Below are 11,869 nucleotides of genomic sequence, written 5' to 3'. Positions count from 1 at the left end.
GTTACAGGCGTATCTTTTTTGAGTGAAACCGCAGCGCCGGGATGACTCCCTTTAGCGGCCGAGAACGCTTTTGACCTTGTCCCGCAACTGGTCAATGGAAAACGGTTTGCCGATGACCGACATGCCCGCCGGTACATCGATGCTTTCGGCATAGCCGCTGGCAAACAGGATGGGCAGCTCGGGGCGCAGCATCCGTGCCTGTATCGCCAGTTCCCGGCCATCCATCACCGGCAACCCGACGTCGGTCATCATCAGATCGATGTATTGATCTTCATCATTGAGAAACTCCAGCGCCTGTTCGCACCCGTCAGCCTCCAGCACCTTGAATTCCAGCTCCTCGAGGACATCGACGATCAGCATGCGCACGATGTCGTCGTCTTCGACGACCAGGATGATGGATTTTTCGGCGGACATAATGGGGTTCTCAAAAATTGAATTCGCGGTGGCCGGCCGATCAATAACGCCGGGCTCTAGCATGAGTAAGTGACGGAACCCGACAAGTTCCCAACCACGCCATAAAAAAGAATAGCCGCACGCGGGCCGGCAAGGATAACCGCTCCCTTGCGCGGGAGCAGCTGAATGTAGGATTTTGCGCGAAAACAAGTCAGAAAAATGGATCAAACCGGCTGAATTGGGGCAAACTCCTTGGTTTTCAACAGTTCGACAAGGCCTCCCCATGACCACCGCGTCTTCGGTTGATGAGCAACGATTCCGCAAACTCCTGAGCCGCAACGTCAGCCTGCCATTGGGCGTCGGCGTACTCAGTGCGGTGTTCTTTGTTTCGCTGATCACTTATTTGCTGTCGGTGATTCAGTGGGTCGAGCACACCGACCGGGTGATCAATAACGCCAATGAAGCGGTGAAGCTGACCGTTGATCTGGAAACCGGCATGCGGGGCTTCCTCCTCAGTGGCGACGAGAAATTCCTCGAACCCTACGAAACCGCCCGGCCGAGAGTCGCGGTAGCGGTCAAGACCTTGCTTGAACTGACCGCGGACAACTCGGTGCAAACGGATCGGTTGAAAAGGCTCCAGGCCTTGCAGGATGAATGGGCCACGTATGCGCAGAACATGATTGACCTGCAGCGTGCGAGCGGCGATTTCCGCAGCGTAGTCAAGGCCGGGCGTGGCAAGCGCCTGACCGATGAGATCCGCAAGCAGTTCGAAGACGTGATCGATATGGAGCAGCAGTTGCGCATCACGCGCAACGAAGAAGTGCGCCGCACCACGATCTGGAGCATCAGCCTTTATCTGTTGTTCATCGTCGGTATCAGCGCATTGCTGGCTTACATTGGCCGACGGGATTTGCTCAACCTGTCGCAAAGTTACAGCGCCACGCTGACCGCGCAACAAGCCAGTGCCCAACGCCTGGAACAGCAAGCCTGGCTGCGTAATGGTCAGACCGAACTCGCCGAGCAGGTGCTGGGGCAATTGTCTCTGAATATGCTGGGGCGCAATATTCTGCAGTTTTGCGCGCAATACCTGGGCACGGCCGTCGCGGCTATTTATGTGCGTGAAGAACACGGCGGGCTGAAGCGGGTGGCGTCCTACGGTTTTTCCCGCGAGCAGGAAGAACGCGATCAGCAGATTTACAGCGATGAAGGGATTGTTGGCCAGGTGGCGCAACAGGCGCGCTTGATCCGACTCGACCACGTTCCGAACGACTACTTCAAAGTCACCTCCGGTCTTGGCGAGGGTCTACCGCATAGCGTGGTGGTCGTGCCGACCAGCGATGACGATCGGGTAAACGGTGTCATCGAACTGGGCTTTCTGCGTCCGTTGAGCGACCGCGACATCGAACTCCTCGAGCTGATCGCCGGCAATATCGGCACCTCGATCGAGGCGGCGCGCTATCGCCAGCGCTTGCAGGAAGTGCTGGCCGAAACCCAGCAGCTCAATGAAGAGCTGCAGGTCCAGCAGGAAGAACTCAAGACCGCCAACGAAGAGCTGGAAGAGCAGTCGCGGATTCTCAAGGAATCCCAGGCGCACCTGGAAACCCAACAGGTCGAGCTGGAACAGACCAACGAACAGCTCGCCGAACAGGCGCAGATCCTCGCTGAGCAACGCGATGCGATGGACCTGAAAAACACCGAACTCAATCAGGCCCAGACGCAGCTCGAGGAGCGCGCCGAAGAGTTGCAGCGCTCGAGCAAGTACAAATCCGAGTTTCTCGCCAACATGTCCCACGAACTGCGCACGCCGTTGAACAGTTCGTTGATCCTGGCCAAGCTGCTGGCGGAAAACCCCCAGCAAAACCTCAGCGCCGAACAGGTCAAGTTCGCCGAGTCGATCTATTCGGCGGGTAACGATCTGCTGAACCTGATCAACGACATCCTCGACATTTCCAAGGTCGAGGCCGGCAAGCTTGAAGTGCGCCCGGAGAACACCAGCGTTGCGCGTCTGGTGGACGGTTTGCGCGGGATGTTCCAGCCGATGGCCACGGACAAGAAGCTGGATTTCCAGGTCGATCTGCAGCCCGGTGCGCCGATGATGATCTTCACTGACCGTCAGCGTCTGGAGCAGGTGATCAAGAATCTGCTGTCCAACGCGGTGAAGTTCACCGAGCGAGGTTCCGTCAGCCTGACGGTGGCCAGCCAGCCAAACGAAGGCGTGGCGTTTATCGTCCGCGATTCCGGGATCGGCATTGCAGCGGATCAGCAGGAAAGTATTTTCGAAGCGTTCCGTCAGGCCGATGGCACTACCAATCGTCGTTACGGCGGCACGGGCCTGGGCCTGTCGATTTCCCGTGACCTGGCGGCTTTGCTCGGCGGTTCCATCAGCGTCACCAGCGAGCCGGGGCAGGGCAGTGTGTTTACCCTGGTCTTGCCGCAGCAGTTCGTTGAACCGGGCGACACGCCGATTGAGCCGATGAAGGCTTCACCGGTGATCATGACACCGAAAACGGTACCCACTGCGCTTGTGCCGCTGATTGCCGAAGTCGATATCCCGCGCTTCAATGATGACCGCACGAATGCGCCGTTCACCACGCGCTGCATTCTGGTGGTCGAGGACGAGCCGAACTTCGCGCGCATCCTGTACGACCTGGCGCACGAACTGGGTTATCAGTGCCTGGTGGCCCATGGCGCCGACGAAGGTTATGACCTGGCCAGGGAATACATTCCCGACGCGATCCTGCTGGACATGCGCCTGCCGGACCACTCGGGTCTGACCGTACTGCAACGTCTCAAGGAACACGCGGAAACCCGGCACATCCCGGTGCACGTCATCTCGGTCGAAGACCGCGTCGAAGCCGCCATGCACATGGGCGCCATCGGTTACGCGGTCAAGCCGACCACCCGCGAGGAGCTCAAGGACGTGTTCGCCCGGCTAGAAGCCAAGCTGACCCAGAAGGTCAAGCGCCTGCTGCTGGTCGAAGACGACGATCTGCAGCGCGACAGCATTGCCCGGTTGATCGGCGACGAGGACATCGAAATCACCGCCGTCGGCCTGGCGCAGGATGCGCTGGACCTGCTGCGCACGACGATTTTCGACTGCATGATCATCGACCTGAAACTGCCGGACATGCTCGGCAACGACCTGCTCAAGCGCATGTCCACCGAGGATATCTGCTCGTTCCCGCCGGTGATCGTCTACACCGGGCGCAACCTGACCCGCGACGAAGAGGCCGACCTGCGCAAGTATTCGCGCTCGATCATCATCAAGGGCGCGCGCTCGCCGGAGCGTTTGCTGGATGAGGTCACACTCTTTCTGCACAAAGTCGAATCCCGGTTGTCCCATGAACGGCAGACGATGCTCAAGACCGCGCGCAGTCGCGACAAGGTCTTCGAGGGTCGCAAAGTGCTGCTGGTGGACGACGATGTACGCAACATCTTCGCCCTCACCAGCGCGCTGGAGCAAAAGGGTGCAGTCGTGGTCATTGGCCGGAACGGTCGTGAAGCGATTGAAAAACTGAATGAAGTGGAGGACATCGATCTGGTGTTGATGGATGTGATGATGCCGGAGATGGACGGCTTCGAGGCGACGACCTTGATTCGTCAGGACCCGCGCTGGCGCAAGCTGCCGATCATTGCGGTGACGGCCAAAGCCATGAAGGACGATCAGGAGCGCTGCCTGCAGGCCGGTTCCAACGATTACCTGGCCAAGCCCATCGACCTGGATCGCCTGTTCTCGCTGATTCGCGTGTGGTTGCCGAAAATGGAACGCATTTAGTGGAACGCATTTATTCAGTGGAGCGAAACAGCGAAATCGAATTGCGGTTGTTGATCGAGGCGATCTACCTCAAATACAGCTATGACTTTCGCGATTATTCTGGCGCGTCGATCAAGCGTCGCGTCCACCACGCGTTGAGCCAGTTCGAGTGCGCCACCATTTCGGCGCTGCAAGAGAAGGTGCTGCACGATCCAATGGCGTTCATGCAGCTGCTGCAATTGCTGACGATCCCGGTCAGCGAGATGTTCCGCGATCCTTCGCACTTCCTCGCCATTCGCAGGGAAGTAGTGCCGCTGCTCAAGACCTATCCCTCGATCAAGATCTGGATCGCCGGTTGCAGCACCGGTGAAGAGGTCTATTCGATGGCGATTCTGCTGCGCGAAGAAGGCTTGCTCGATCGCACCATCATCTACGCCACCGACATCAATCCGCGTTCGCTGGACAAGGCCAAACAGGGGATTTTCTCCATGGAGAATGTCCGCGCCTACACTCATAACTACCAGCAGGCAGGTGGCCAGCGTTCGTTCGCCGACTACTACACGGCGGCGTACGGCTACGCGATTTTCGACAAGAGTCTGTGTGAGAACGTGACCTTCGCCGACCACAGCCTCGCAACCGACAGTGTCTTTTCAGAAACCCAGTTAATTTCGTGTCGTAATGTTTTGATTTATTTCAATAAAAAGCTTCAGGACAGAGCATTCGGATTGTTCCACGAATCCCTTTGTCATCGTGGCTTTCTGGTGCTGGGCAGCAAGGAAACCCCGGAATTTTCGGCCTTCGGCAACCAGTTCGAGGCGTTGGTCAAACAAGAACGGATCTACCGTAAAAAATGAACAATGCAGCGAAATTGCCTTCTGTGGAGGCTATCGTGATCGGTGCTTCAGCCGGCGGCGTCGAGGCGTTGCTGAGTATCCTCAGCCCGCTGCGTGAAGGCTTCGTGCTGCCGATCATTGTGGTGCTGCACCTGCCCGATGAGCGTCGCAGTCACCTGGCCGACGTGTTTGCCCGACGCGTGGCCATGCGTGTTCAGGAAGCCCGTGACAAAACGTCGGTCGAAGCCGGGACGCTGTATTTCGCCATGCCTGGCTATCACTTGTCGGTGGAGCAGGACCGCACCTTTTCCCTGAGCCTGGAAGACCGCGTGCATTATTCGCGGCCTGCGATCGATTACCTGTTCGAGTCAGCTGCCGATGCCTATGGCCCGGCGCTGGCCGCCGTCCTGTTGACCGGCGCCAACCGCGATGGCGCGAGCGGCATGGCCAGGGTCAAGCGTCGTGGCGGCCTGACCATCGTGCAGGACCCGGACGAAGCCCAGGTCGCGACCATGCCCTTGGCGGCGCTGGATACCCATCAGCCAGACCATGTTCTCCCCATACGCGGCATTGGCCGTCTGCTTGTCGAGCTGGAACGAATTGCATGCTAAGTAACATCCAAGCCAAACTGCTGATCGTCGACGATCTGCCGGAGAACCTGTTGGCGCTCGAAGCGCTGATCAAGCGTGAAGACCGTATGGTCTACAAAGCCTTGTCCGCTGACGAAGCCTTGTCGCTGCTGCTGCAGCACGAATTCGCCATGGCCATTCTCGACGTGCAGATGCCCGGCATGAACGGCTTCGAACTCGCCGAATTGATGCGCGGCACGGAAAAAACCAAGAACATTCCGATTGTGTTCGTCAGTGCCGCCGGCCGTGAACTGAACTATGCGTTCAAAGGCTATGAAAGCGGTGCCGTGGATTTCTTGCACAAACCGCTGGATATCCACGCGGTCAAGAGCAAGGTCAACGTGTTCGTCGACCTGTACCGCCAGAGCAAGGCCATGAAGCAACAGGTCGAAGCGCTGAAGCAGAGCCGCCGCGAACAGCAAGCGCTGCTTGAACGGTTGCAGAGCACCCAGCAGGAGCTGGAGCAGGCAGTACGCATGCGCGATGATTTCATGTCGATCGTCGCCCACGAAGTGCGCACGCCGCTCAACGGCCTGATCCTGGAAACCCAGCTGCGCAAAATGCACCTGGCCCGCGACAACGCCGCGGCGTTCACCCTGGACAAGATGCATGCGATGGTCGACCGCGACGAACGGCAAATCAAAAGCCTGATCCGCCTGATCGAGGACATGCTGGATGTGTCGCGCATTCGCACCGGCAAATTGTCGATCCGCCCGACACGCTTCGATCTGTCGGTGCTGGTGCGCAACTTGCTGCAGAATTTCGCCCCGCTGATCGATGCCGCCGAGTCCTCGGTCACGCTGGACGCCGAGCAACCGGTGCAGGGTAACTGGGATGAGTTTCGCATTGAACAGGTGATTTCCAACCTGCTGACCAATGCGTTGCGTTACGGCGCCAAGAGCCCGATCAGCGTGAAGGTGTACAGTGAGCACGATCAGGCGCTGGTGGAAGTGCGCGATCAGGGGATCGGTATCGATCAGGAAAACCAGAAGCGTATCTTCCAGCAGTTCGAGCGCGTTACGGCCAGGCATGCCGTTGCCGGGCTGGGCCTGGGATTGTTTATTTCAGAACAGATCGTGACCGCCCATGGCGGTTCCATAACCGTCGAGAGCCGGATTGGCGAAGGCGCCTTGTTTCGCGTTTGTCTGCCGCTGTAGGAAAACAGCCGGATAAACGCAACCTCTGATCGACCCCGGGGTCGTATCAGCAGCTATTGACCGAACAAAGGCTTCCCATGAGTGAAGATGCACAAGACGTCGTATTGATCGTCGAAGATGACCCCTCGATTCTGATGGTGCTGTCGGCCTATCTGTCGGGTGAAGGCTACCGGGTGTTGCAGGCCGAAAACGGCGAGCAGGCCTTCGAGATCCTGGCGAGCAAGCCGCACCTGGACATGATGATCACGGATTTCCGTCTGCCGGGCGGGATCTCTGGCGTGCAGATCGCCGAACCCGCCGTGAAACTGCGACCGGAACTCAAGGTGATTTTCATCAGCGGCTACCCGCAGGAAATCCGCGAGACCGACAGCCCGATCACGCGCAAGGCGCCGATTCTGGGCAAGCCGTTTGATCTGGATGTGTTGCAGGAACTGATGCAGGACATGCTGTCGTAAGGTGAACAGCCTGACCCTGTAGGAGCGAGCTTGCTCGCGATGGACGTTAACGATAACGCTGGAAGCCTGACACCCCGCGGGGAGTCAGGTTTTTCGCGAGCAAGCCCGCTCCTACAGGTGCGTGTTCAGATCCGGATCATTTCCCTGACTTTCGCCGTCAACAGGTCGAAGGTAAACGGCTTGGTGATCATCTGCATGCCCGGATCAAGGAACCCACCGCGCACCGCCGCATGTTCGGCATAACCCGTAATGAACAACACCTTGAGGTCGGGCCGGTACTGCCGGCCGATTTCCGCCAGTTGCCGCCCGTTCATGCCGGGTAGCCCGACGTCGCTGATCATCAGGTCGATGCGCTGCCCGGAATCCAGAATCGGCACCGCGCTGTCGGCATCGCCGGCTTCGACGAAGGCATAACCCAGGTCACTCAGCACTGTACTGACCAACACCCGCACTGCCGGATCATCCTCGACGATCAGCACCGTTTCGCCGTTCTGTGCGAACAGGGCGTGCTGCACATCCGACGGACAATCCTCAGGCAGGTCACCCCTGAAACGCGGCAGAAACAGACTCACCGTAGTGCCTTCACCCACTTCACTGTCAATGGCGACGTGCCCGCGTGATTGTTTACTGAAGCCGTAGATCATCGACAAGCCAAGGCCGGTGCCCTGGCCGATCGGCTTGGTGGTGAAAAACGGATCGAAAGCGCGGTTGATCGTGCTTTGCGGCATCCCGAAGCCGGTGTCTGTCACGCTGAGCACCACATAGTCGCCGGGCTCGAGGTTGCTGTGGGCTTCGGTGAAATCGCTGTCCAGATACTGATTGCCGGTGCTGACCACCAGATTTCCACCGTCGGGCATGGCATCCCGCGCATTGATCACCAGGTTGAGCAGGGCGCTTTCCAGTTGATTGGGATCGGCTTCGGCCACCCACAGTTGCTCGTTGAGCTGCATGTCCAGGTGAATGCTTTCATTGATACTGCGTTGCAGCAGTTCACCCATGGACACCACCAGAGTGTTCATTTTCACGGGTTTGGAGTCCAGCGACTGACGACGGGAGAACGCCAGCAAGCGGTGAGTCAGGCCCGCCGCGCGGTTGGCCGAGGTCACGCCCAGGTCGATCAGGCTGTCCAGATCCTCGGTGCGTCCGCGTGCCAGGCGTCGGCGCAGCAGTTCCAGGCTGCCGATGATCCCGGTCAGCATGTTATTGAAGTCGTGGGCAATGCCGCCGGTGAGTTGGCCGACCGCTTCCATTTTCTGCGATTGGCGCAGGGCTTCTTCATTGTGGCGCAACTGCGCGGTGCGTTCCTCGACCTGCTGTTCCAGGGTTTCGAGGGTGGTTTGCAGGCGCAGTTCACTTTGACTCAGATCGATCAGCCGATCCCTGGCTTCATACTGTCGTCGGCGACCGCGCAACGCGGTGGTCACCAGACTGATCAGCGTCACCGGATGAAAAGGGCGTTCAAGGAAGGTGACATTGCCCAGTTGCGGGCCGAAACGTGAGGCGGGGTTCTGTTCGGGGCCGCCATGGTAGGTCATCAGCACGATGGGCAGGTCCGACCACGCCGGCTGTTGCTCGATCAGTCCGAACAACGGTTCGACATCACTGCCCAGCAGGGCCTCGGAAGAGATCAGCAGCAACCCGGCGCCATGCTCCAGTTCGGCGCAAAGGCCGATCAGGTCGCGGGTGATGACGCCGTCGTAACCCGCTTCATTGAGCATCATCAGGGCAATCTGGCTGTCACGTCCCAGAGGCGCGAGGATGATCGCGCGCTCGGACGTTGCTTCCTGGACCATCACGGGATTTCGTCCCCGAGCAATGGATTGCTCGCCCCCAGATAAGTCGGTACGCCGCGCAATACACCCTGGAACGCGTCCAGTGGTTCGCCGATGGTCATGCCCTGCGAGCTGATGCGGTATTCGCGAATGGTCGATTCATGGCTGCCGGTGCGTTTCTTGATGATCGAGATCGCCCGGCGAACCTTGCCCAGCGCTTCGAAGTAGCGCAACAAAATGACCGTATCAGCGAGGTAGGTAATGTCCACGGGCGCTTGCATGTCACCGACCAGTCCATGTTGGGCCACGGTCATGAAGGTCGCGGCCCCCCGGCGATTGAGGTAAAGCAACAACTCGTGCATGTGCAGCACCAGGGCACTCTCTTCGGGCATTGCGGCTTGATAGCCGTTGATGCTGTCGATCACCACGGTTTTGATATCACGCTCATCGACGCAACGACGAACCCGGTAGGAAAACTCGCCAGGGGACAGTTCGGCGGCATCCACTTGTTCTATCAGCAGGTTGCCGGTGTCCTGCAGGGCCTCGAGGTCGATCCCCATGTTTTTCATGCGCTCGAACAGTAAGCCCAGCTCTTCATCGAAAATGAACAGCGCTGCTTTCTCGCCCCGGGCCACGGCTGCGGCGGCGAAGATCATCGAGATCAGCGATTTGCCGGTGCCGGCGGGGCCAAGGATCAATGTGCTCGAACCGGTCTCTATACCGCCGCCGAGCAGGGCGTCCATCTCCTTGATGCCGCTGGTCAACTGCTGGCGGATATACCCCCCACGGTGTTCGGCGGCCACCAGACGCGGGAACACATGCACGCCGTCACCCATGATGGTGAAGTCATGGAAGCCGCCGCGGTATTTCTGGCCGCGGTACTTCACTATGCGAATGCGCCGGCGCTCGGCGCCATAGTTGGGGGTCAGTTCTTCAAGGCGAATCACACCGTGCGCCACACTGTGCACGGTCTTGTCGAGGGACTCGGTGGTCAGGTCGTCCAGCAACACCACCGTGGCGTCATAGCGCACGAAGTAGTGTTTGATCGCGAGGATCTGGCGACGGTAGCGCAGGGAGCTTTGCGCCAGTAGCCGGATCTCGGAAAGACTGTCGAGCACGACGCGAGTCGGCTTGACCCGCTCGACCACTTCGAAAATCTGCTTGGTGGCTTCACCCAGCTCAAGGTCCGATGAGTACAAAAGGCTCTGCTGATGCTCGGCATTGAGCAGGCTTTCCGGCGGCGTCAGCTCGAAGATGTGGATGTTTTCATCCAGCTCCCAGCCATGGGACAACGCCCCTTGGCGCAGTTCGCGTTCGGTTTCGGACAGGGTGATGTACAACGAGCGCTCGCCGGCTCTGGCGCCGGCCAACAGAAAATGCAAAGCGACGGTGGTTTTGCCGGTTCCGGGTTCGCCCTCCAGCAAAAACACATGGCCGCGGGACAATCCACCGGCCAGGATGTCATCCAGACCTTCGATGCCGGTGGCGGCTTTTGCACTGAACAACTCGTTAGATGTAGACAAAAAAAGCCCTCTCAAGACCAGGGGAAGTGAGGCAGCAGGCCTGAAGTGCCTGAATGGATTGCCTGATCACTTGACCATTGGCCGTGATGGGGGTTCCAACGTTTTGCGTAGATCTTGCGGGCCTCTTCGCTGGCAAGCCAGGCTCCTACAGAATCGGGGGACCATCAATCTGGTGAACGACGCTACATTGTAGGAACCTGGCTTGCCAGCGAAGACGGCCTGAAGAACAACGAAGCTTTAAAGGCCTTGCTGAAGCGCCGGGTCATCGGGGTTGAGTTGTTCAAGTTGCGCCAACAGGATCTGCACGTTTTGCAGCTGCCCGCTTTCTTTCCAGTAGTTGATCAACAGGACCCGGGCCTTGCGGTCGGCGGGGTGGCGCTGGACGATTTCCTGCAATTGTTTCTGCGCCGCTTCAAGCTCTTGCTCGTCATGCAGCGTCGTCGCCAGGTCGTAGCGATAATCCTTGTTGTCCGGTTCAAGCTCCACGGCCTTGGACAAGCCGAGCAGGGCGAACTCACTCTGACCGTGATGCAGCAACCACATCCCCAGGGCATGTTGCAGGTAGGCGGAATCGGGCTGGGCCTTCAACTGTTTGGCCAATAGCAGCCGGGCTGCTTCGCTTTGTCCTTGCCGGTCCAGCACTTCGATCTGCATCACCAGTGCGGGCAGATTGGCGGGGGCCAGGCGCAAGGTGTTTTCAAGCGCCTGTTGCGCCGCTTTGAATTCACCGTTGTGCAGGTGCAACCGGGCCAACTGATACTGGTTGTCCGCGTTTTCAGGCGCTTGGGCGAGCACCTGTTCCCACGCATCGATGGCCTGCTGCAACGGTCCGAAATACAAACCCAGGTCGTCCGGCGACAACCCCAGCAACGCGTTCACCGCGGCAAACCGGACACGTTGTTCGCTGTCATCGAGCAATGGGCCCAACAGCAGGCTGCGCTGGCCGCTGGGGACCAGCCCGCTGATACTTCTGATGGCGGCGATGCGCACATCGGCCGAGGGATGCTGCAGGTCAGCGTCCGCCAGTTTCAAGGCCTGAGGGCTGGGATAGTTGGGCAGCTCGGCATGCAGCCAGACGCGGCGTTTGGGGGAAATGTCGGGACGCCCCAGTTGCTGGTAAAGCACCCGCGCTGCGCCCGGTTGACCGGCCCGCGCCTGCGTCAGTGCTTCGCTGTAACCACGCTTGATCGCTTCCGGCACCACAGGGGTCGTACTGCGCAGGAAAAGCCAGGCAAGGCCAATGGCAAACAGGACGCAGAGGCTGATGATCAGGTAACGGCGGGACTGGGGCATGCAGGAATCCGGGAGCTGGCAGGCTTTTGCAAGGTTGCCAGCTTCGGTCAGGCCGGGCTG

Annotated in this window: 9 protein-coding genes; 5 read left to right on the top strand and 4 right to left on the bottom strand. The window is 59.1% G+C overall.

All coding sequences use genetic code 11. From position 1 onward, the window contains the following. Positions 1-51: 51 nt before the first annotated feature. Positions 52-414 carry a response regulator gene (locus ACA066_RS14290; RefSeq protein ID WP_497699754.1) on the bottom strand — a complete coding sequence of 121 codons (363 nt, stop codon included), beginning with the start codon at positions 412-414 and terminating at the stop codon, positions 52-54. Positions 415-676: 262 nt separating this feature from the next. Here ACA066_RS14290 and ACA066_RS14285 point away from each other — a divergent pair, with 262 nt between their 5' ends. The 5 genes from ACA066_RS14285 (at position 677) to ACA066_RS14265 (ending at position 7,221) form a co-directional block, all read left to right on the top strand. Continuing rightward, positions 677-4,168 (top strand): response regulator, encoded by a 3,492-nt coding sequence (locus ACA066_RS14285; RefSeq protein ID WP_497699753.1) that lies wholly within the window; start codon positions 677-679, stop codon positions 4,166-4,168. Further along, entirely contained in the window at positions 4,168-5,001 is an 834-nt protein-coding gene (locus ACA066_RS14280) for a CheR family methyltransferase (protein ID WP_497699752.1), read from the top strand. Before ACA066_RS14285 ends, ACA066_RS14280 begins: the two co-directional genes overlap by 1 nt. Continuing rightward, positions 4,998-5,591 (top strand): chemotaxis protein CheB, encoded by a 594-nt coding sequence (locus tag ACA066_RS14275; protein ID WP_497699751.1) that lies wholly within the window; start codon positions 4,998-5,000, stop codon positions 5,589-5,591. Before ACA066_RS14280 ends, ACA066_RS14275 begins: the two co-directional genes overlap by 4 nt. Then, positions 5,585-6,766 (top strand): hybrid sensor histidine kinase/response regulator, encoded by a 1,182-nt coding sequence (locus ACA066_RS14270; protein WP_497699750.1) that lies wholly within the window; start codon positions 5,585-5,587, stop codon positions 6,764-6,766. The genes ACA066_RS14275 and ACA066_RS14270 overlap by 7 nt, the downstream gene beginning before the upstream one ends. A 77-nt stretch (positions 6,767-6,843) precedes the next feature. Next, positions 6,844-7,221 carry a response regulator gene (locus ACA066_RS14265; RefSeq protein WP_010460444.1) on the top strand — a complete coding sequence of 126 codons (378 nt, stop codon included), beginning with the start codon at positions 6,844-6,846 and terminating at the stop codon, positions 7,219-7,221. A 125-nt stretch (positions 7,222-7,346) separates the two neighbouring features. On the opposite strand, the gene ACA066_RS14260 is transcribed toward ACA066_RS14265, so the two are convergent. The 3 genes from ACA066_RS14260 to ACA066_RS14250 all read right to left on the bottom strand — a co-directional run bounded on the left by ACA066_RS14260 (position 7,347) and on the right by ACA066_RS14250 (position 11,809). Then, complete coding sequence (locus ACA066_RS14260; RefSeq protein WP_497699749.1) at positions 7,347-9,014, bottom strand: response regulator; 1,668 nt, start codon at positions 9,012-9,014, stop codon at positions 7,347-7,349. After that, positions 9,014-10,516, bottom strand: a complete 1,503-nt coding sequence (locus tag ACA066_RS14255) for an ATPase domain-containing protein (RefSeq protein WP_497699748.1) — start codon at positions 10,514-10,516, stop codon at positions 9,014-9,016. Before ACA066_RS14255 ends, ACA066_RS14260 begins: the two co-directional genes overlap by 1 nt. Positions 10,517-10,753: 237 nt before the next feature. Continuing rightward, a complete protein-coding gene (locus ACA066_RS14250) occupies positions 10,754-11,809 on the bottom strand; it encodes a tetratricopeptide repeat protein (RefSeq protein WP_497699747.1) in 1,056 nt (351 codons plus the stop codon). Positions 11,810-11,869: the final 60 nt, after the last annotated feature.

Source organism: Pseudomonas sp. LBUM1651 (genome assembly GCF_059716135.1).
This window is presented reverse-complemented; position numbering and strand designations above follow the sequence as displayed.

Bases quoted from the DNA above. Each gene is read 5' to 3' on its own strand.
- ACA066_RS14290 (WP_497699754.1), bottom strand. From the start codon at position 414: ATGTCCGCCGAAAAATCCATCATCCTGGTCGTCGAAGACGACGACATC.
- ACA066_RS14285 (WP_497699753.1), top strand. From the start codon at position 677: ATGACCACCGCGTCTTCGGTTGATGAGCAACGATTCCGCAAACTCCTG.
- ACA066_RS14275 (WP_497699751.1), top strand. From the start codon at position 4,998: ATGAACAATGCAGCGAAATTGCCTTCTGTGGAGGCTATCGTGATCGGT.
- ACA066_RS14270 (WP_497699750.1), top strand. From the start codon at position 5,585: ATGCTAAGTAACATCCAAGCCAAACTGCTGATCGTCGACGATCTGCCG.
- ACA066_RS14265 (WP_010460444.1), top strand. From the start codon at position 6,844: ATGAGTGAAGATGCACAAGACGTCGTATTGATCGTCGAAGATGACCCC.
- ACA066_RS14260 (WP_497699749.1), bottom strand. From the start codon at position 9,014: ATGGTCCAGGAAGCAACGTCCGAGCGCGCGATCATCCTCGCGCCTCTG.
- ACA066_RS14250 (WP_497699747.1), bottom strand. From the start codon at position 11,809: ATGCCCCAGTCCCGCCGTTACCTGATCATCAGCCTCTGCGTCCTGTTT.